The following is a 20,549-nucleotide window of genomic DNA, read 5'->3' as shown; positions in this document are numbered from 1 at the left end:
CGTCCCCGAACTGCGAACAGGTGTGGTGATGACCCCAGAAGCCGGCGCACCGAGCCGCTGCGATCTGCTGATCACCGGCGGCCGGGTGCTCGACCCCGAGACCGGATTCGACGCGGTCGGCTGGGTGGCGATCACCGGCGACACCATCACCGGCGTGGGAGCGGGCGACCCCGAGCCCGGGCTGGTCGCGGGCCGGGGGATCGAGGTCCCCGGTCAGGTCGTCGCGCCGGGGTTCGTCGACCTGCACAGCCACGCGCAGACCGTGAACGGCGCCCGGCTGCAGGCCCTCGACGGCGTCACCACGGCCTTCGAGCTCGAGTCCGGCGCGCTCCCGGTCGACGCGCACTACGCCTGGGCCGCCGACCACGGGCGTCCGATCCACTACGGCTTCTCGGCGGCCTGGGCGGTGGCCCGGATGGCGGTGCTCGACGGCGCGGAGGTGTCCACCCCGCAGGCCAGCCCGGCCGACCGGCTGGCCTTTCGGACGTTCGAACGTCACCAGGACCTGCCGCGGTGGCGCGGCCCGGCCGAGCCGGTCGAGGAGCACCGGATCGTCGAGACCGTCCGGCGCCAGCTCGAGGCCGGGGCCATCGGCGTCGGCCTGCTCCAGGGCTATGTCCCCGGCTCGCGGCTCGAGGAGCTCGACCTGCTGGCCGGGCTGGCCGCGGAGGCCGACCAGCCGCTGTTCGTCCACGCCCGCGACATCGCCCCGACCGGCCCGTACACCGCGGTCGACGCGGTGCTCGAGCTGATCGACGCCTCCGAGCGCCACGGCGCCCCGATCCACCTCTGCCACATGAACTCCACCTCGATCCGGCGGGCCGACGACGTCGCCGACGCCCTGCTCGCCGCCCAGGCCCGCGGGATTCGGATCACCACCGAGGCCTACCCCTACCCGGCCGGGTCGACGGTGATCGGCGCAGCCTTCCTCGCCCCCGAGCAGCTGGCGCGCAACGGGATGAAGCCCACCGACCTCACCTATCTGCGCACCGGTGAGCGGGTCCGCGACGCCGACCGGCTCCGGGAGCTCCGCGAGTCCGACCCGGGCGGTCTCTGCATCACCCGCAACTTCGACCTCGACGACCCCGAGGACCTGCGGATGCTGCTGCGCTGCCTGACCTTCCCGGGCGCCGCGATCGGCTCGGACGCGATGCCGATGGTCCACGTCGGCGACCCCGGCGCCCCGACCGCCGAGCAGGCCCGCCGGGCGCTCACCGAGGACGTCTGGCCGCTGCCGCCCGGGCTGTTCGCCCACCCGCGGAGCGCCGGGTGCTTCGCCACCGCGCTCAGCTGGGTGGTCCGCGAGCTCGGCGCGCTCGACCTGCTTGAGGTGGTCCGGCGGGCCACGGTGGTCCCGGCCGGGATCCTCGGTCGCGCCGTCCCGGCGATGGCCCGCAAGGCCCGTCTGCAACCCGGGATGGACGCCGACGTCACCGTCTTCGACCCCGACCGGGTGGCCCCCGGCAGCGACTTCACCGCGCTCCGACCGTCCACCGGGTTCAGCCACGTGATCGTGGCCGGGACGCCGGTGGTCGACGGCGGCGAGCTGGTCACCACGGCGCTGCCGGGCCGTGCGCTGACCGGGGTGCCCCGATGACCCCGAGGACGTCGATGAACCGGAGGAGGATGCCGTGACCCGCGCGCTCGCCCCCGAGGACCTCGCTGCGCTGACCGTCCCCTCCGACCCGCAGCTGCTGGCCGACGGGTCGGTGGTGTTCGCGCTGCACCGCGCCGACCTCGACACCGACACCACGGTCAGCGCGCTGTGGCGGCTGCCCGCCGCCGGCGACCCGGTCCGGCTGACCGGACGCGACGGCGAGCCGGGCTGGGACACCGACCCGGCCGTCTCGCCCGACGGCAGCACCGTCGCCTTCCTGCGTCGACCCGGGCCCGGCGAGCCGCCGCAGCTGTGGCTGCTCCCGCTCGCCGGCGGTCCCGCGGTCCCGGTCACCGAGGCCGAGCGGCTGCCGCAGGGCGCCGGGGCGCCCGTGTGGAGCCCCGACGGGCACCGGATCGCGTTCACCGCCGCGACCGTCCGCGGTGGCCCCGCCCGCCGCCCGGACGCCGCCGCCCCGGTCCACGTCCGGCGGCTCGACGACAAGGCCGACGGGGCCGGACGCTGGGGGGCGACCGTCCACGAGGTGTTCGTCCTCGACGTTCTCGCCGACGGCATGCCCGGGCTGCTCCGACAGCTCACCCACGGCGGTCGGCACGCCGGTCGGCCCGCCTGGTCGCCCGACGGCAGCCGACTGGCCTTCACCGCCGCGGCCGACCTCGGCGACCCCGACGGTCGCGCCGACGTGGAGCTGACCGGCGCCGTCCACCTCGTGCCGGTGGCCGGCGGCGCTCCGCAGGTCGTCGGGTCGGCCCGGCACGTCGGCGGCCCGGTGCTCTGGACCGCAGACGGTGCCGCCGTGCTGGCGGTGGGACGGGCCGACGTCACCATCGGCAACGCGCACCTGCTCCGGCTCGCGGTCGCCGGCGACGAACCCGACCGCAGCCTCAGCGGCGACCTCGACCGCAACGTCATGGTCGGCTCGGCCGCCTACCCGGGGGCGCCGCCGGTGCTGACCGCCGACGGCGACGTGCTCTTCTGCGTCCGCGACCGCGGCTGGACCCACCTGTGGCGGGTGCCCGCCGACGGGTCGGCCCCGCCCCGGCCGGTGGTCACCGACGACCACACCACGGTGACCGGCGTCAGTCGGCCGGCGGGCCGGCCCGGCGACCCGGCGCACGGACGGGTGGCGCTCGTCCTCACCACGCCGTACAGCTTCGGCGAGGTCGCGCTGGTCGGGACCGACGGGGGCCGGCTCGAGGTCCGGACCGCGCTGACCGCGGCCGACCTGCCCGACGTCGACCTGGTGGCGGGCGAGCCGCGGAGCTTCGACGTCGGTGGCACCACGGTCCACGGCTGGCTGTTCCGCCCGCCCGGGGCCAGCGGCCCCACCCCGCTGCTGCTCGACGTGCACGGCGGTCCGCACAACGCCTGGACCGGGATGGCCGACGCCACCCACGTCTACCAGCAGCAGCTGCTGGCCCGCGGCTGGAGCGTCCTCACCCTCAACCCGCGCGGTTCCGACGGCTACGGCGAGGCGTTCTTCACCGCGGTGGTCGGCGGCTGGGGCGAGGCCGACGAGGCCGACTTCCTGGTCCCGCTCGACCAGCTGGTTGCCGAGGGCGTCGCCGATCCGGCCCGGCTGGCGGTCACCGGCTACAGCTACGGCGGGTTCACCACCTGCCGGCTGACGGCCCGCACCGACCGGTTCGCCGTCGCGGTGGCCGGCGGGGTGGTCGCCGACCTGACCTCGACGCTCGGCGCCTCCGACCTCGGACTGATGCTCACCCGGGTCCACCAGGCCGCGGACCCGTTCACCGACCACGAGCGGCTCTGGCGGCAGTCGCCGCAGTCGGAGGTGCACCGGGTGCGTACCCCGACGCTGGTGCTGCACGGCGAGGAGGACCACCGGTGCCCGGTCAACCAGGCCGAGCGCTGGTTCGCCGCGCTCCGCACCCTCGGTGTCCCCACCGAGCTGGTGATCTATTCCGGCGGCGCGCACGGGTTCGTGATCGACGGTCGCCCGTCGCACCGGGTCGACTACAACACCCGGGTGGCCGACTGGCTGACCCGTCACGTCCCGGGCCGGTGACCGACATCCACGGGCAGCACGACGACCCCGCCGACGACCCGCACGCGACCGCCGTCGCGGCGGCCACCCGCGCCGGGGTCACCGTCCGGGCGCTCGACCCGCTGCCCGACCCGACCGACGCCGGCGCGGTGGCCGCGTTGTGCGCGCGGGTCTGGCGGGTGCCGTTCGAGCAGAGCCCGGCCGAGCCGTCGACGCTGATCGCCTACGCCCACGCCGGCGGGTACGTCGGGGTGGCCGAGCGGGAGGGCCGGGTGGTCGGGACCGCGGTCGGGTTCCTCGGCCGCGACGAGCCCGCCGTGCCCGCCGCCGGTCCCTACCTGCACTCGCACATCGCCGCGGTGGACGCGGACGCGGCCGGCGGCGGGGTCGGGCTGGCGCTCAAGCTGCACCAGCGGGCCTGGTGCCTCGACCGCGGGATGGACCGGATCGAGTGGACGTTCGACCCGCTGATCGCCCGCAACGCACACGTCAACCTGACCCGGCTCGGTGCCGTCGGGGTGGCCTACCTGACCGACTTCTACGGCCCGCTGACCGACGGGATCAACGTCGGGACGCCCTCGGACCGGCTGCTGGTCCGCTGGCCGCTCGGGGTCTGGCCGCCACGACCGGGGACGCCGCCCGAGTCGACGGCGGCCGACGACCTGCTCGCCGTCGTGCCGCGCGACGCCGAGACGCTGTGGCGCACCGACCCGGACGCCGCGCTGGCCGCCCGATTGGCGTTGCGCGCCACCCTCGGCCGCTGGCTGGCCGCCGGATCGGTGATCGCCGGCTTCGACCGGTCCGTGCCCGCTTACTACCGAGAGGAGCCCTCGTGAGGATCGACGAGGTCTGGCTGCACACCGTCCGGCTGCCGCTGGTCAGCCCCTTCACCACCTCGTTCGGCACCCAGACCGACCGGGTCGCGCTGCTCGTCGAGGTCCGGGCCACTGACCACGGCGACCAGACCTCGGGCTGGGGCGAGTGCGTGGTCAGCGAGATCCCCGACTACTCGAGCGAGTGGCTGGCCGGGTCGCGGCTGATGCTGAGGGACCACCTGGTGCCGTTGCTGCTGGCCCGGCAGGCGGCCGGCGGGCTGCGGCTCACCGCCGAGCGGGTGGCCCCGGCGCTGGCCGAGGTCCGCGGTCACCGGATGTCCAAGGCCGCGCTGGAGACCGCCGTGCTCGACGCCGAGCTGCGGCTGGCCGGGGTGTCGCTGGCCGACCACCTCGGCTCGGTGGTCGACCGGGTGCCGTCCGGGGTGAGCGTCGGCATCCAGGACAGCACCGAGCGGCTGCTCGCGGTGGTCGAGGACTACCTGGACCAGGGCTACGTCCGGATCAAGCTCAAGATCAAACCGGGGGTCGACGTCGAGCTGGTGGCCGCGGTCCGCGAGCGGTTCGGCCCCGACGTCCCGCTGCAGGTCGACGCGAACGCCGCCTACCGGCTGCTCGACGCCCCGCGGCTGCGGCGGCTCGACGAGCACGACCTGCTGCTGATCGAGCAACCGCTCGGCGAGGAGGACCTGCGCCAGCACGCGCTGCTCGCCCGGCAGCTGCGGACCCCGATGTGCCTGGACGAGTCGGTGATCTCCGCCGACGCTGCCGCGGACGCGATCGCGCTCGGTGCCGCCGCGGTGATCAACATCAAGCCGGGCCGGGTCGGCGGCTACCTCGAGGCGCGCCGGATCCACGACCTGGCCCGCGCGCACGGCGTCGCGGTGTGGTGCGGTGGGATGCTCGAGACCGGCATCGGCCGGGCCGCCAACGTCGCGCTCGCCGCGCTCCCGGGCTTCACGCTGCCGGGGGACGTCTCGGCCTCGGATCGCTTCTACCGCACGGATATCACGCGTCCGTTCGTGCTCGAGGACGGCTGCATCCGGGTGCCCGACGGCCCCGGCATCGGCGTCGACCCGATCCCCGAGGCGATGGCCGAGTTCGGCGTGGAGTCGATCAAGGTCGGTTGAGTCGACCGCGCCCCTCAGCCCGTCGAGGGGCGAGGGTGGGTGATCACAGCTCGAGGTCGACGACCACCGGTGCGTGGTCCGAGGGACCCTTGCCCTTGCGGGCCTCGCGGTCGACCCAGGCGTCGGTGACGCGGACCCCGCGGCTGGCCAGCACCAGGTCGATCCGCATCCCCTGGTCCTTGTGGAACATCCCGGCCCGGTAGTCCCAGTAGGTGAAGGGCCGGTCGCCCTTGCCCGGACGGGCCGGGACGTCGGTGAGTCCCCAGTCGACCAGTGCCCGGACCGCCGCCCGTTCGGGTTCGGTCACGTGGGTGGAGCCGACGAACGCCTCGGGGGCGAACACGTCGGCGTCGGTCGGGGCGACGTTGAAGTCACCGGTGATGATCATCGGCCGGTCCGGGTCGGCGTCGTCCAGGGTGGCCCGCAACGCGGCCAGCCAGTCGAGCTTGTAGGCGTAGTGCGGGTCGTCGATCGTCCGGCCGTTGGGGACGTAGACGCTGGTCAGGGTCAGCCCGCTGCATACCGCGCTGACGTAGCGCGGCTCCTCGAAGTCGGCCAGTCGGGTGGCCACCGGTTCGAGCCCGACCCGGGAGAGGACGGCCACGCCGTTCCAGCGGGCTCCGGTCCCGGTGCCGCCGACCGGCAGCGCGGTGTAGCCGAGGGCGCCGACCTCGTCGGTCGGGAAGGCGTCCGCGCCGCACTTGGTCTCCTGGAGCGCGACCACGTCGGGCTCGCGGGTCTCGAGCCAGTCGAGGAGGCGGGGCAGCCGGGCTCCGACCGAGTTGACGTTCCAGGTGGCGATCCGCACCCGCCCATCCTGCCCGGAGCGCCGGAGCGGCGACGAGGGCCGCCGCTACCCTGCCGACGTGGCCCAGACATCTGATGAATCCACCGACCGGCTCTGGTACGACGCCCCGGCCCGCGACTGGAACGCCGCGCTGCCGGTGGGCAACGGCCACCTCGGGGCGATGGTCTTCGGGCGTCCGGGCCGCGAGCGGCTGCAGCTCAACGAGGACACGCTGTGGTCGGGCGGGCCCTACCGCAACGACAACCCGGCCGCCGGGCCGGAGGCGCTGGCCGAGGTCCGTCGACTGGTCGACGCCGGCGAGTACCGGGCCGCGCAGGATCGGGCCGACGCCACCCTGCTCGGCGTCCCGCTCCGCAACGCCTCCTACGGCAGTCTCGGCGACCTGTTCGTCCGGCTCGACCAGCCCGGGCGGACGCCTGACGAGCCGGCGTCCGACTACCGGCGCGAGCTCGACCTGGGCACCGCGGTGGCCGGCACCCGGTGGGGGAGCGACGGCCGGCGCACCACGGCGGAGACCTTCGTCTCGGCTCCCGACCAGCTGCTCGTTCACCGGATCACGGCCGACCAGCCGTTCGGGTTGCGGCTCGGCTACCGCGGTGCGCGGGCCGTGCCCGGCGTCGATCCGATGGGCGACACGGCGGCCACCGGGCCGGCCGCGGCTCCGGTGTGGGACCCGGCCGAGGACCTGCCGCCGCTGGCGGCCGGGGTCCGCGTCCGCGCCGACGGGGCCGACCGGGTGCTGGTCACCGGGCCGGGCGCCGACCACGTGGTCGACGACCACACCGTGCCCGGTGCGCTGAGCTGGGCGATCGGCGTCCGGGTCGTCACCGACGGCGTGGTCACGACCCGCGACCCGGACGAGGAAAGGGCCACCGACGAGGGTGTCAGCCCGCTCGAGGTGGCCGACGCGACCTGGGTCGCCCTGCTGGTCGCCGCGGCCACCAGCCACGTCGGCTACGACGACGTCAGCGGGGACCCGGTCGCGGTCGTCCGGACCCGGACCGCCGCGCCGGGCGAGGTGCTCGATCCGGCCGGCCTCGACCGGTTGCGGGAGCGGCACGTCGCCGATCACCGCGGCTACTACGACCGGTTCGCCGTCGACCTCGGTCCGGCGCCCGACCGGCCGACCGACGAGCGGGTGCGCAACGGCGAGGACGGGGCCGACCCGGCGCTGCACGCGCTCTACCTGCAGTACGCGCGCTATCTGCTGATCGCCAGCTCGCGTCCGGGCAGCCAGCCCGCCAACCTGCAGGGCATCTGGAACGAGGGGCTCACCCCGCCCTGGGGCAGCAAGTGGACGATCAACATCAACACCGAGATGAACTACTGGCCGGCGGACGCCGCGGGGCTCGGCGACCTGGTGGCGCCGTTGCTCGCGCTGGTCGAGGACCTCGCGGTCACCGGCGCGCCGACCGCCCGGGCGATGTACGGCGCCCGCGGCTGGGTCGCGCACCACAACACCGACCTGTGGCGGGCGACCGCACCGGTCGACGGGGCACCGTGGGGGCTGTGGCCGACCGGTGGCGCCTGGCTGTGCACCACGCTCTGGCAGCACTGGCGTTACCGGCGTGACCCCGACGAGCTGGCCCGGCTCTACCCGGTCCTGCGCGGCGCCTCGGAGTTCTTCCTCGACACCCTGGTCGAGGACCCGGGCGGCCGCGGGCTCATCACCAGTCCGTCGGTCTCGCCGGAGAACCAGCACCCGTACGGGTCGTCGGTGGCCGCCGGTCCGGCGATGGACCGTCAGCTGGTGGTCGACCTGCTGACCGCGACCGCGGAGGCGGCCGCGCTGCTCGACCGCGACCACGAACTGGCCGCGCTGCTGCGGGCGACCGCGGCCCGGATCGTCCCCGACCGGATCGGCGCGCAGGGCCAGCTGCAGGAGTGGCTGGAGGACTGGGACGCCGACGCCCCCGAGCAGCACCACCGGCACGTCTCGCACCTGTATGCCGTCTATCCCGGCGGGCGGATCTCGACCGAGACCACACCGGAGCTGGCCGCGGCGGCGCGGGTCAGCCTCGACCAGCGCGGCGACTACGCCACCGGCTGGGGGACCGCCTGGCGGGCCTGCCTGTGGGCGCGGCTGGGCGACGGCGAACGGGCCCACCGGGTGCTGTGCGGGCTGGTCGGCCCGCAGCGCACCTACCCGAACCTCTTCGACGCCCACCCGCCCTTCCAGATCGACGGCAACTTCGGTGGCGCCGCGGCGATGCTCGAGCTGCTCGCCCGGGCCGACGAGCGGACCCTGTGGCTGTTCCCGGCGCTGCCCTCCGGGTGGCCGACCGGGAGCGTCCGCGGGCTGTGCGCGGTCGGTGGGCTCGAGGTCGACCTGCGCTGGCGGGACGGCGCTCTGACCGGGGCGGAGGTCCGCGGGACGCCGGGGCGCCCGCTCGCGGTCCGGACCCCGACCGGGCGTCACGAGGTCGAGCTCGACGCGGACGGCCGGTGGGTGCTGGGCTGAGCCGCGGCGGCCGGGGTGCGGGCGCGCGCCGGCGGACAGCTGTGACGATGGGGTGATGGTGAGCGACGACCCCTACCGCCTCGACCGGTTCGTCGAGGCGCAGCGGACCAGCTACGACCAGGCGCTGTCCGAGCTGCGCCGCGGGCGCAAGACCAGCCACTGGATGTGGTTCGTGTTCCCGCAGCTGGCCGGTCTGGGCAGCAGCCCGATGGCGCAGCGCTACGCGATCAGCGGGCCGGACGAGGCCCGCGCCTACCTCGAGCACCCGGTGCTCGGCGAGCGACTGGTGACCTGCACCGAGGCGGTGCTCGGCCACCGCGACCGCACCGCCGAGGAGATCCTCGGGGGGATCGACGCCCTCAAGCTGCGGTCGTCGGTGACGCTGTTCGGTCGGGTCGCCCCGGAGCGGACGGTGTTCGCCGAGGTGCTCGAGGAGTTCTACGCCGGCGCGCAGGACGAGGCCACCCTGCGGCTGCTCGAAACCGCGCGCTGAGCCCGACCCGCGCGCTGAGCCCGAACCTGCGCGCTGAGCCTGTCGAAGCGCGATCGCCCTGCCCTTCGACAGGCTCAGGGCACGCTTCCACTCCCGCGCGCTGAGCCCGAACCCGCGCGCTGAGCCCGAACCCGCGCGCTGAGCCCGAACCCGCGCGCTGAGCCTGTCGAAGCGCCATCCGCCTTGCCCTTCGACAGGCTCAGGGCACGTTCCCCGAACTCGCGCGCTGAGCCTGTCGAAGCGCGATCCCGTGTGCCCTTCGACAGGCTCAGGGCACGTTCCCCGAGCCGTGCGCTGAGCCTGTCGAAGCGCGATCGGCTCGCCCTTCGACAGGCTCAGGGCGACGAGTGTCAGGCGACCGGGGAGGAACCGAGGGTGACGGTGGCCTGGTGGGCGGTGCCGTCGGTGTCGGTCCAGTTGATCGCCACCCGGTCGCCGGGGCTGTACTTCGCCAGCAGGGCCGAGACCTGGTCGGCGCCGGTGACGGTGGTCCCGCCGATCGCGGTGATCACGTCCCCGGCGGTGAGCCCGGCCTTCGCGGCGGCGCTGCCGGAGACGACCCCGGCCACCGCCGCACCGGTGCCCGTCGAGACGCCGGTCTGGTCGCCGCCCCAGCCCTGATCACTCCAGCCCTGCTCGTTCCAGCCTTGGTCGCCCCAGCCTTGGTCGCCCCAGCTCTGGTCGGTGTCGGTGCTGGCCACGTCGGCGACCTCGACCCCGAGGAAGGCAGCCGGACCGATCCGGACGCCGTCGGAGGTGTCTCCGGACCGGATCTGGCCGACGATGGCGAGTGCCTCGTCGATGGCGATCGCGTAGCCGTCGACCTCCGCCCCGGAGGACGCAGCGGTGTCCATCCCGATCACCTCGCCCTGGCTGTCGTAGAGCGGCCCGCCCGAGTCGCCGGGCACCACGTCGGCGTCGGTCTCGATCAGCCGGTGCAGGGTCTCGGAGGCCACCGACTCCTCGGCCTGGGTGGTGATCGTCGCGCTGAGCGAGCTGACCGACCCCGCGGCCGAGGTGAGCGAGCCGGTGCCGCCGGCGTTGCCGACCGCGCGGACCTGGTCGCCGACGGCCGGGCTGTCGTCGTCGATCCTCACCGTGGCCAGCCCGCTGGCGTTCTTCAGCTGGAGCAGGGCGACGTCGTCGGTCGCGTCGGACCCGACCACGGTTGCGGTGTAGGTCGTGCCGGTGCTGGCCACCGTCACCCGGATCGTGCTCGCGCCCTCGACCACGTGGTAGTTGGTCAGCACCTGGCCGTTCGCGGTCAGCACCATCCCGGTGCCCGCGCCCTCGGCGTCGTCGTAGGGCAGCACGGTGTCGATCAGCACCACGCCCCTGGACTCCGCGGCGCTGGCCGCGCTGCCGTTGCTGGTCGCGGTGCTGCCGGCCGAGCCGGAACCCGACGCGCCGTACCCGCCGTACCCGCCGGTGGAGCCGTACCCGCCGGTGGAGCCGTACCCACCGGACCAGCGCCCGACCAGCACCGCGCTGCCGACCCCGGTGCTGACGCCGGTCGACGCCGCGGCCAGGTCCTGCCCGGTGGCGGTCGCGGTGATCAGGGTGGCGCTGAGGGTGAAGGCCAGGGCGGCGGTGCGCAGCCGTCGCCGGCTCCGCGGGCCGGTCGCCCGGACGGCCGCTGCGGCGGGGGAGGGACGGGTGCTGTTCGCCTCGATCATGATCGTTCGCCTCGTTCTGGTGCGGTGTCGCTGGGGTGCTCAGCACACGCCCGTTCCCGGTGTCCCGGCTCGGACCCGGCTGTGGGGTGGGTGTGAGGCTCGACGGGGGCCCCGCGGGCCTGGGGCCGTCCGCGCGGCGCGGCGTAGCCTTCCCGGCATGGCGGACGACGCGAAGCTGCTGGCCCTGTTCGGCACCAAGGGCACCGGGGCGCTGACCACCCAGAAGCGCGACGGACGACCGCAGCTGTCCAACGTCAGCTACGCCTTCGACCCGCAGGACCGCGTCTTCCGGGTCTCGGTCACCGACAGCCGGGCCAAGACCCGCAACCTGCACCGCGACCCGCGGGCCAGCCTCTACGTCACCAGCGACGACCGCTGGGCCTACGCCGTCGCCGAGGCCGACGTCACCCTCACCCCGGTGGCCGCGGACCCCGACGACGACACCGTCGAGGCGCTGGTCCAGCTCTACCGAGACCTGGCCGGCGAGCACCCCGACTGGGACGAGTACCGCGCCGCGATGGTCGCCGACGGCCGGCTGATGCTCACGCTGCGCGTCACCCACCTCTACGGCATGGCCCGCTGAGAGGCACCCCCGTGAGCTTCCCCTACCGGCTCGAACGCGCCGGCGTGGTGATGACCCCGCAGCCCGGTGAACCGCTCGAGGCCGAGGGCGTCCTCAACCCCGGCAGCGGCCGTGGACCGGACGGCGAGGTCTACCTGCTGCCCCGGCTGGTGGCCGACGGGAACGTCTCCCGGGTCGGGCTGGCCCGGGTGCTGGTCACCGACGGCGTCCCGACCGGGGTGGAACGGCGCGGGGTGGTGCTGGCTCCCGAGCGGTCGTTCGAGCGCGGGGTGGGTAACGCCGGGGTCGAGGACCCGCGGGTGACCTGGGTGGAGGCGCTCGGCCGGCACCTGATGACCTACGTGGCCTACGGCCCGCTGGGTCCGCGGACCGCGCTCGCGGTCAGCACCGACCTGCGGCACTGGACCCGGGTCGGCCCGGTCGTCTTCCGCTACCACGACGAGCTCGACGTCGACCTGAACCTGTTCCACAACAAGGACACCGCGTTCTTCCCCGAGCCGGTCACCGCGCCCGACGGGACGCCCAGCCTGGCCGTGCTGCACCGGCCGATGTGGGACCTCGGCGAGACGCGCCCGGGTCAGGGCGACCGGCCGCCCGAGTGGCTCGACGAGCAGCGGCAGAGCATCTGGATCTCGTTCGTCGCGCTCGCCGCCGCCCGGGCCGACCTCGGCGCGCTGACCGTCTGGTCGCAGCACCGGTTCGTCGCCGGGCCCGAGCAGCCCTGGGAACAGCTCAAGATCGGCGGCGGGCCGCCGCCCCGGCGGGTGCCCGAGGGCTGGTTGGTGATCCACCACGGCGTCACCGGGCGGATCGAGTCGGCCTTCGACCAGCAGCAGCACGTCAACTACGCGGCCGGCGGGATCCTGCTCGAGGCCGACCGCCCGTGGCGGGTGGTGACCCGGAGCACCGAGCCGCTGCTCGCCCCGGAGACCGACGACGAGCGCAGCGGGACCGTGCCCAACGTGGTCTTCCCCACCGCGATCGAGGAGATCGACGGGCAGCCCTGGGTGTTCTACGGGATGGCCGACTCCAGGATCGGCGCCGCCCGGCTGCTCCGCGCCGACCCGGGCTGAGACCGGCGGAGCCTCAGGAGAGCAGCAGCCCGCCGTCCACCGGCAGGGTGACGCCGGTGACCATCGAGGAGGCGTCCGAGGCCAGCCAGAGCGCCGCGTCGGAGACCTCGTGCGGCTCGGCGAACCGGCCCAGCGGGATCTTGGCCAGCATCGGAGCCGCCTTGTCCGGGTGGTCGCCCCAGACCTGCTGGCCCATCGCGGTCAGCACCACGGTCGGGCAGAGCGAGTTCGCCCGGACGCCGCGGCCGCCGAGCTCGAGCGCGAGCACGTTGGTGGCCATGATCAGCCCGGCTTTGGTCAGGCAGTAGGCGTAGTGCTCGTGCAGCGGCCGCACCCCGGCGGCCGAGGCCATGGTGATGATCGACCCTCCGCCGGCGTCGGCCATCCGGGTGCCGACCCGGGCGGCGAGCAGCGCGGGCGCGCGCAGGTTCACCGCCAGCGTGGCGTCGAGCGCGGTGGCGGTCAGCTGCTCGACCGTCTCGGGGTAGGAGAGACCGGCGTTGTTGACCAGCACGTCGAGTCCGTCGAAGGCGGCCCAGGCCCGCTCGGCCAGCAGCTCGGCCGCGTCCGGCTCGGCGAGGTCGGCGGCGACCACCACCGCCTCACCGCCGTGCCGGGAGGCGAGGTCGTCGCGTCGCGCAGCGAGGGCCGTCTCGTCGCGTGCGCTGAGCACCAGTCGCGCCCCGGCCGCCGCGAAGGCGTCGGCGACCTGCGCCCCGATGCCCTGCGAGGCTCCGGTGATCAGCACCCGTTTGCCGCTCAGCACCCCGCTCATCCCCGCTCCTCGCTGCCGCGGGCGTCCGCCGCCGCGGCGTTAGGTTAGGGGAAGGACCGACGGCGCGGGCGGCGTGCCGTAACCGGTCCGACCCGACGAACCAGCGCGCACGACGGAGAGACGCCATGACAGTCGACGAGGACCAGACCGCCCGGCCGGCGGCGGCGAGCCCCGAGCTGGAGGGACGGCTGGGCTTCGGTGCCGTGTTCACCCGGCACGTGGTCGCCGCCCGGTACGCCGACGGCGGCTGGTCGGGCGCGACCTTGCAGCCGTTCGAGGCGATCAGCCTGTCGCCGGCCTCGATGGTGTTGCACTACGGCCAGGCGATCTTCGAGGGGCTCAAGGCCTTCCGCGCGGCCGACGGGTCGGCGCTGATCTTCCGCGCCGCCGACTGCGCCCGCCGGTTCCGCCGCAGTGCCGCCCGGATGGGGATGCCCGAGCTGCCCGAGGACGTCTTCGTCGAGGCGGTCCGCGCCGTGGTGGCCGAGGACGTCGACCAGGTCCCGTCGGCGCCGGGGTGCTCGCTCTACGTCCGTCCGGTGATGTTCGCCGCCGAGCCGTCGCTGGCCGTCCGGGCCTCCACCGAGTACGTCTTCCTGGTGGTCGCCTCGCCGGTGGACAGCTTCTTCGCGGCGGGCCGGACCATGATCGACGTGTTCGCGATGCGCGAGCTGATCCGCGCCGCCCGGGGCGGCACCGGCGACGTCAAGTGCGCCGGGAACTACGCCGCCGCGATGGTGGCCAAGAGCGCGGCGGTGGCCCAGGGCTACGACGAGGTGCTGTGGCTGGACGCGGTCGAGCACCGCTACGTCGAGGAGTTCGGCGCGATGAACTGCTTCGCGGTCACCGGTCGGCCCGACGACGGCACCGCGACGCTGGTCACTCCGCCGCTGGCCGGGACGATCCTGCCCGGGCACACCCGGGCCACTGTGCTCACCCTGGCCGCCCGCCGCGGGATCCCCGTGGTCGAGCGGCCGCTGGCCCTCGACGAGCTCACCGACCCCGACGGATCGGTCACCGAGGTGTTCGCCGCAGGGACGGCCGCGGGGATCGCCCCGGTCCGCACCGTCGGCGGCTCCGAGGGCGTGCTCCGCAAGCTGGGGGACGAGCCCGGCCCGGTCACCGCTGCGCTGGCCGCCGACTACGCCGCGGTGGTCCGCGGTGCCGCGCCCGCCGAGGACGGCTGGCTGATCCGCGTTCCGGGCTGAGCCCGCGGGCAGCCTGCGCTGATCCTGAGGTCGGTGGCCGAACCTCGGGGTTTCTTTCGGGTCTCCGGACTGCGGTCCGAACCGTGTCCTGATGTGTTGAATCTTGAATTGTTCTTGTCAGCAGGACCCCCAGGAACAGCACTCAGGAGCCCCCCCCCGACATGTCGAACACCACCCCCAAGAACACGAACGCCAAGAGCACGACCGTGAAGAAGATCGTCGCGTTCACCGCGATCCCCGCCGCCCTGGTCGTCTCCGGTCTCGCCGTCGCGCAGGCCTCCTACTCCGCCTACTCCGCGACCACGGTCAACCCGACCTCGAACTGGACCTCCGGCACCGTCGCACTGTCCGACGACGACGCCAACACCGCCCTGTTCACCGCCGCGAACCTCAAGCCCGGTGCGACCGGCAGCCAGTGCATCACCGTCACCTCCACCGGCAGCCTCGCCTCGACGGTCAAGCTGTACGGCACCGGCTACGCGACGACCAACGACCTGGCCTCCCAGATCAGCCTGACCGTGGTCCAGGGCAGCGGCGGCTCGTTCGGCACCTGCACCAACTTCACCGCCTCGGCCACCAACCCGACGCTGTACTCGGGCAGCCTGGCCGGCTTCGGCACCGGCGCCACCGCGAAGACGAGCTTCGCGACCGGGATCGGGGACTGGGCGCCGACCGGGACCGGGTCGGAGTCCCGGACGTTCAAGATCAGCTACAGCCTGGCCAGCAACGCCCCGAACTCCAGCCAGGGCGGCACCGCGGCCCTCGGGTTCACCTGGGAAGCCCAGAACAGCTGAACCTCACCACAGTCTCCGGATGCCGGGCTGCTCCACAGGGGGAGGCCGCCCGGCATCCGGTCCCAGGCCGGGGCGTGACCATCTCGGGGGAGATCGCGGCCCGCCCTACCTCCACGGGGGAGACGGCCCGGACCACCAGCGACGCTGGGGTCCGGGCCGTTCGTGCGTCCGGGAGCCGCCCGACCGAGCCCCCGGCCCGGGACGGGTGCAGGGCGCGGACGCCCGTGCCGGAGCGGTGGCTAGGGTGCAGAGGACGCCACCAGCTCAGTCACCGCATCGAAGGAGCAACCCTCATGGTCGAGATCCCGCAGAAGATGCAGGCCGTGATCTGCCACGGCCCGGAGAACTACCAGCTGGCGGAGGTCGACGTACCGACACCCGGACCGGGTGAGGCGCTGGTCAAGGTCGACGCGGTGGGCATCTGCGCCAGCGACCTGAAGTGCTACCACGGCGCCGCCAAGTTCTGGGGCGACGACAACCGGCCGGCCTGGGCGGAGACCGAGGTCATCCCCGGCCACGAGTTCGTCGGCACCGTCGTCCAGCTCGACGACGCCGCCGCCGAGCGGTGGGGCGTCGCGGTCGGCGACCGGGTCACCAGCGAGCAGATCGTCCCGTGCTGGAAGTGCCGTTACTGCCTGCGCGGCGAGTACTGGATGTGCGGGCCGCACGACCTCTACGGCTTCAAGCGCCGCACCCCCGGCGCGATGGCCGAGTACATGGTCTACAGCGCCGACGCGCTGGTCCACCAGGTGCCGAAGGAGCTGCCGCCGGCGCACGCCGCGTTCGTCGAGCCCCTGTCGTGCGCGATGCACGCGGTCGAGCGCGCCAAGCTGACCTTCGACGACGTGGTGGTGGTCGCCGGCTGCGGCCCGATCGGGCTCGGGATGATCGCCGGGGCGAAGAGCAAGAACCCGCGGATGGTGATCGCGCTCGACTCGATCCCGCGCAAGCTCGAGCTGGCCCGCAAGTGCGGCGCCGACCTGGCGATCAACATCGCCGAGGAGGACGCGGTGGCCAAGGTCAAGGAGCTGACCGACGGCTACGGTGCCGACGTCTACCTCGAGGGCACCGGGCACCCGGCGGCCGTCCCGCAGGGGCTCAACCTGCTCCGCAAGCTCGGCACCTACGTCGAGTACGGGGTGTTCGGCAGTGACGTCACCGTCGACTGGTCGATCATCTCCGACGACAAGGAGCTCGACGTGCTGGGCGCCCACCTCGGTCCGCACTGCTGGCCGGCCGCGCTCCAGCTGCTCGCCTCCGGAGCGCTGCCGATGGACGAGATCGTCACCCACCAGCTCCCGCTGGCCGAGTTCCAGAAGGGCCTCGACCTGGTCGGCAGCGGCGCCGAGTCGATCAAGGTCTCGCTGATCCCCTGATCACGTCGCGGCGCCGGAGAGCGGACGCGCGAGGACCGGACGGCTGGGAACGACAGGAGGGCTGCGATGACCAGGCTGTACAACGACCCGGCCCGGTTCACCGAGGACATGGTGGCCGGGTTCGCCGACGCGAACGCCGACTACGTAGTGGCGGTGCCCGGCGGCGTGGTGCGGGCGACCAGGACCCCCGCGAACAAGGTGGCCGTGGTGGTCGGCGGCGGCTCCGGGCACTACCCGGCGTTCTGCGGGGTCGTCGGCCCCGGCTTCGCCGACGGCGCGGTGATCGGCAACATCTTCACCTCGCCGTCCGCGGCCGACGCCGCCTCGGTCGCCCGGGCCGCGGACGGTGGGGCCGGCGTCCTGCTCACCACCGGCAACTACGCAGGTGACGTGATGAACTTCGGGCTCGCCGTCCAGCAGCTCGAGGCCGAGGGCGTCGCCGCGCGCTACCTGGCGGTGACCGACGACATCGCCAGCGCGCCCGCCGAGGAGATCACCAAGCGGCGCGGGATCGCCGGCGACTTCACCGTCTTCAAGGTGGCCAGCGCGGCCGCCGAGGAGGGGGCCGACCTCGACGCGGTGCTCGCTGCCGGGCAGCGGGCCAACGACATGACCCGCAGCCTCGGTGTCGCCTTCGACGGCTGCACCATGCCCGGCGCCGACGAGCCGCTGTTCACCGTTCCCGAAGGGAAGATGGGTCTCGGGCTCGGCATCCACGGCGAGCCCGGGGTGAGTGAGCACGCGATGCCGAGCGCCGCCGAGCTGGCCGAGCTGCTGGTCGACGGCGTGCTGGCGGAGAAGCCCGACGGGGCCGGCGACCGCGTCGCGGTGATCCTCAACGGGCTCGGCACCACCAAGTACGAGGAGCTGTTCGTGGTCTGGGGCCGCGCGGCCGCGCGGCTCCGCGACGCCGGCTGCACGCTGGTGCGGCCCGAGGTCGGCGAGCTGGTCACCAGCCTCGACATGGCCGGCTGCTCGCTCACCGTGATGTGGCTCGACGACGACCTCGAGCGGTGGTGGCTGGCCGCGGCGGACACGCCGACCTTCCGGCGCGGGGTCGTCGGCGGTCCCGGTGACGCCGGCGGCGAGCGGCGGACCCCGGAGGAGGCGGCCGCCGCGGCCGAGGCTCCCGAGGAGGACGAGGACGGCGACGACGACAGCTGGCGGGCCGGCGAGCGGATCTCCGCCGCGGTGGCGGCGATCGCCGACGCGATGGCCGAGCACGAGGAGGAGCTCGGCCGGATCGACGCGGTGGCCGGCGACGGCGACCACGGCCGCGGGATGGTCAAGGGCTCGGCAGCGGCCCGGAAGGCCGCGGCGGCGGCGGTCGAGGAGGGTCGCGGCGCCCGCGGTGTGCTCAAGGCCGCCGGCGACGAGTGGGCCGCGCAGGCCGGTGGCACCTCCGGTGTGCTCTGGGGCGCGGCGCTGACCGCGATCGGTCACCGGCTCGGCAACGAGGGCACCCCGGGCGACCGCGACGTCGTCGAGGCGCTGACCGCCGGCTACGAGGCACTGACCAGCCTGGGCGGGGCCGAGCCGGGGGACAAGACGATGCTCGACGCCTGGCAACCGTTCGTCCGCACCCTCGAGGAGAAGGTGTCCGGCGGCGCCGACTGGCGCACGGCCTGGGCCGAGGCGGTCGAGGTGGCCCGCGGGGCGGCCGAGGACACCGCCGAGCTGCGGCCGAAGGTGGGCCGGGCCCGCCCGCTGGCCGACCGCAGCGTGGGGACGCCCGACGCGGGGGCGACCTCGTTCGCGATCTGCGTCCGGGTGGCCGGCGAGGCCCTCGGAACCGGCAGCGGCCGAACCGGAAGCTGAGACCGTCCGGCGGTGTTGCACCGGACGGGACAACCGAACGCGAGGAGGAGACGACGATGAGCGACAAGCTGCGGATCGTGGTCGGCAGCGACGACGCCGGCCTGGACTACAAGGAGATCCTCAAGGCCGACCTGGAGGCCGACCCGCGGGTGGCCGAGGTGGTCGACGTCGGCGTGACCGCGGGCGAGAACACCGCCTACCCGGAGGTCGCCATCGAGGCCGGGAACCTGATCAAGGACGGCAAGGCCGACCGCGCGCTGCTGGTCTGCGGCACCGGGCTCGGGGTGGCGATCAGCGCCAACAAGGTCGACGGGATCCGCGCGGTGACCGCGCACGACAGCTTCTCGGTCGAGCGTTCGGTGCTCTCCAACAACGCCCAGGTGCTGTGCTTCGGCCAGCGGGTGGTCGGCATCGAGCTGGCCCGCCGGCTGGCCAAGGAGTGGCTGGGCTACACCTTCGACGAGAAGTCGGCTTCCGCGGCCAAGGTCGCGGCCATCCCCGACTGATCGGGCCGCGACGTGGACCGCACTAGGGTGAGTCGGTGATCGAGTACCGCACCCCTGCCGAGATCGAGGAGATGCGCCCGGCCGGGCGCTTCGTCGCCTCGGTGCTGTCCGAGCTCGCGGCGACCGCCGACGTCGGGGTCAACCTGCTCGACCTGGACGCGCTGGCCCACCGGATGATCAAGGACGCCGGCGCGGAGTCGTGCTACATCGACTACCACCCGTCGTTCGGCGCGATGCCGTTCGGCAAGGTGCTGTGCACCTCGGTCAACGACGCGCTGCTGCACGGACTGCCGCACGACTACGTGCTGGCCGACGGCGACATGGTCAGCCTCGACTTCGCCGCGTCGCTGGACGGCTGGGTGACCGACTCGGCGATCACCGTGATCGTCGGGGATCCCCGGCCCGAGGACGTCGCGCTGATCGAGACCACCACCCGGGCGCTCGAGGCCGGGATCGCCGAGGCCCGCCCCGGACGCCGGCTCGGCGACATCTCGGCCGCCATCGGGAAGGTGGCCGGACGGGCCCGGCTCAAGATCAACACCGACTTCGGCGGGCACGGCGTCGGCCGCACCATGCACGGCGACCCGCACATCCCCAACAACGGGCGGCCGGGACGCGGTCTGCCGCTGCGACCGGGCCTGGTGGTGGCCATCGAGCCGTGGTTCGCGCACACCACCGACAAGATCTACACCGACGCTGACGGCTGGACGCTGCGCAGCCGCGACGGATCCCGCGGGGCGCACGTCGAGCACACGGTGGCGATCACCGACGGCGACCCGATCGTGCTCACGGCCCGCTGAGGACGGACGGGGTCAGCGCTCCGGCGCCAGGTAGACGTACGCGTCGAGGTCGCCGAGGTCGGCGACCGGGATGATCGTCCGGCCGATCCGCTGCCAGCCCGACCGCTCGTAGAGCCGTTGGGCGCCGAGGGCGTCGGTGGTGACGTCGAGCACCAGCCGCCGCCCCAGCGCGCGGGCCACCTGCTCGACGTGGGCGACCAGCGCGGCCCCGACGCCGCGCCCGCGGGTCTCCGGGTCGACGGCCAGCCGGGCCAGCACCGCGAGCGCGTCGGCCGGGAGCCCGGTGGTCGCGTGCGCGGGCCGGAAGCACGGATCGCCCTCGGCGTGGTGCAGGGCGACGTGACCGAGCACCCGGTCGGCGGCCGGTCCCGCGGGCCCCGCTCCGGGCGCCTTGTCCCGCGCGCCGGCGGCCACGCCCTCGTCGACCGCGACCCAGGCTCCCAGCTCGGCCGGCGAGGTGACGAACGAGGCGTCGGCGTGCTCGACGTACCGCGGGTAGCCGTCGAGGGCCTGCGTCCGGGTGAAGATCTCGGCGCAGGCAGCGACGTCGGCCCCGGTCCGCGGTCTGATCAGCACGCCCGGCAGGCTA

Annotated in this window: 18 protein-coding genes; 14 read left to right on the top strand and 4 right to left on the bottom strand. The window is 74.3% G+C overall.

Annotated elements, in window-relative coordinates; all coding sequences use genetic code 11:
• Window positions 1-28 precede the first annotated feature (28 nt).
• The 4 genes from FHX74_RS05885 to menC are packed head-to-tail and all read left to right on the top strand — an operon-like array spanning window position 29 to window position 5,589.
• A complete protein-coding gene (locus FHX74_RS05885) occupies window positions 29-1,597 on the top strand; it encodes an amidohydrolase family protein (protein WP_182559181.1) in 1,569 nt (522 codons plus the stop codon).
• Window positions 1,598-1,631: 34 nt separating this feature from the next.
• Complete coding sequence (locus FHX74_RS21025; RefSeq protein WP_182559180.1) at window positions 1,632-3,647, top strand: S9 family peptidase; 2,016 nt, start codon at window positions 1,632-1,634, stop codon at window positions 3,645-3,647.
• Window positions 3,644-4,462 carry a GNAT family N-acetyltransferase gene (locus tag FHX74_RS05875; RefSeq protein ID WP_182559179.1) on the top strand — a complete coding sequence of 273 codons (819 nt, stop codon included), beginning with the start codon at window positions 3,644-3,646 and terminating at the stop codon, window positions 4,460-4,462. The genes FHX74_RS21025 and FHX74_RS05875 overlap by 4 nt, the downstream gene beginning before the upstream one ends.
• Window positions 4,459-5,589, top strand: coding sequence for an o-succinylbenzoate synthase (menC, locus tag FHX74_RS05870; RefSeq protein WP_182559178.1), 1,131 nt, complete (start codon window positions 4,459-4,461; stop codon window positions 5,587-5,589). Before FHX74_RS05875 ends, menC begins: the two co-directional genes overlap by 4 nt.
• Before the next feature lie 43 nt (window positions 5,590-5,632).
• Here the strand turns inward: menC and FHX74_RS05865 are convergent, their stop codons facing one another.
• Window positions 5,633-6,397: an exodeoxyribonuclease III gene (locus tag FHX74_RS05865; protein ID WP_182559177.1), complete on the bottom strand. Its 765-nt coding sequence runs from the start codon at window positions 6,395-6,397 to the stop codon at window positions 5,633-5,635.
• A gap of 58 nt (window positions 6,398-6,455) precedes the next feature.
• On the opposite strand from FHX74_RS05865, the gene FHX74_RS05860 reads away from it, so the two are divergent.
• Entirely contained in the window at window positions 6,456-8,858 is a 2,403-nt protein-coding gene (locus FHX74_RS05860) for a glycosyl hydrolase family 95 catalytic domain-containing protein (RefSeq protein WP_182559176.1), read from the top strand.
• A 55-nt stretch (window positions 8,859-8,913) separates the two neighbouring features.
• Window positions 8,914-9,351: a DUF1810 domain-containing protein gene (locus tag FHX74_RS05855; protein WP_182559175.1), complete on the top strand. Its 438-nt coding sequence runs from the start codon at window positions 8,914-8,916 to the stop codon at window positions 9,349-9,351.
• Between the two features lie 350 nt (window positions 9,352-9,701).
• Here the strand turns inward: FHX74_RS05855 and FHX74_RS05850 are convergent, their stop codons facing one another.
• Window positions 9,702-11,027: a S1C family serine protease gene (locus FHX74_RS05850; RefSeq protein WP_182559174.1), complete on the bottom strand. Its 1,326-nt coding sequence runs from the start codon at window positions 11,025-11,027 to the stop codon at window positions 9,702-9,704.
• Window positions 11,028-11,184: 157 nt separating this feature from the next.
• Here FHX74_RS05850 and FHX74_RS05845 point away from each other — a divergent pair, with 157 nt between their 5' ends.
• Complete coding sequence (locus FHX74_RS05845; RefSeq protein ID WP_182559173.1) at window positions 11,185-11,610, top strand: PPOX class F420-dependent oxidoreductase; 426 nt, start codon at window positions 11,185-11,187, stop codon at window positions 11,608-11,610.
• Window positions 11,611-11,621: 11 nt separating this feature from the next.
• Complete coding sequence (locus FHX74_RS05840; RefSeq protein ID WP_328823664.1) at window positions 11,622-12,683, top strand: glycoside hydrolase family 130 protein; 1,062 nt, start codon at window positions 11,622-11,624, stop codon at window positions 12,681-12,683.
• A gap of 13 nt (window positions 12,684-12,696) precedes the next feature.
• Here FHX74_RS05840 and FHX74_RS05835 read toward each other — a convergent pair whose 3' ends face one another.
• Window positions 12,697-13,458: an SDR family NAD(P)-dependent oxidoreductase gene (locus FHX74_RS05835; protein ID WP_182559172.1), complete on the bottom strand. Its 762-nt coding sequence runs from the start codon at window positions 13,456-13,458 to the stop codon at window positions 12,697-12,699.
• A gap of 125 nt (window positions 13,459-13,583) precedes the next feature.
• On the opposite strand from FHX74_RS05835, the gene FHX74_RS05830 reads away from it, so the two are divergent.
• From FHX74_RS05830 to map, 6 genes are all read left to right on the top strand, one after another.
• Entirely contained in the window at window positions 13,584-14,666 is a 1,083-nt protein-coding gene (locus FHX74_RS05830; RefSeq protein WP_182559171.1) for a branched-chain amino acid aminotransferase, read from the top strand.
• 161 nt (window positions 14,667-14,827) lie between these two features.
• Window positions 14,828-15,460, top strand: a complete 633-nt coding sequence (locus FHX74_RS05825) for a hypothetical protein (RefSeq protein ID WP_182559170.1) — start codon at window positions 14,828-14,830, stop codon at window positions 15,458-15,460.
• A gap of 293 nt (window positions 15,461-15,753) precedes the next feature.
• Window positions 15,754-16,836, top strand: coding sequence for a zinc-binding dehydrogenase (locus FHX74_RS05820; protein ID WP_235970335.1), 1,083 nt, complete (start codon window positions 15,754-15,756; stop codon window positions 16,834-16,836).
• A 66-nt stretch (window positions 16,837-16,902) separates the two neighbouring features.
• Window positions 16,903-18,654, top strand: coding sequence for a dihydroxyacetone kinase family protein (locus FHX74_RS05815; protein WP_182559169.1), 1,752 nt, complete (start codon window positions 16,903-16,905; stop codon window positions 18,652-18,654).
• Window positions 18,655-18,710: 56 nt separating this feature from the next.
• Window positions 18,711-19,160, top strand: a complete 450-nt coding sequence (locus tag FHX74_RS05810) for a ribose-5-phosphate isomerase (RefSeq protein ID WP_182559168.1) — start codon at window positions 18,711-18,713, stop codon at window positions 19,158-19,160.
• A 35-nt stretch (window positions 19,161-19,195) separates the two neighbouring features.
• A complete protein-coding gene (map, locus tag FHX74_RS05805; RefSeq protein WP_182559167.1) occupies window positions 19,196-19,960 on the top strand; it encodes a type I methionyl aminopeptidase in 765 nt (254 codons plus the stop codon).
• Window positions 19,961-19,972: 12 nt separating this feature from the next.
• Here map and FHX74_RS05800 read toward each other — a convergent pair whose 3' ends face one another.
• Window positions 19,973-20,536 carry a GNAT family N-acetyltransferase gene (locus tag FHX74_RS05800; protein WP_182559166.1) on the bottom strand — a complete coding sequence of 188 codons (564 nt, stop codon included), beginning with the start codon at window positions 20,534-20,536 and terminating at the stop codon, window positions 19,973-19,975.
• Window positions 20,537-20,549 lie beyond the last annotated feature (13 nt).

Origin of the sequence: Microlunatus kandeliicorticis, assembly GCF_014137855.1 — a bacterium.
Taxonomy (GTDB): domain Bacteria; phylum Actinomycetota; class Actinomycetes; order Propionibacteriales; family Propionibacteriaceae; genus Microlunatus; species Microlunatus kandeliicorticis.
Note: the sequence above shows the minus strand (reverse complement) of the source record. Positions and strands in the feature narration are given on the sequence as shown.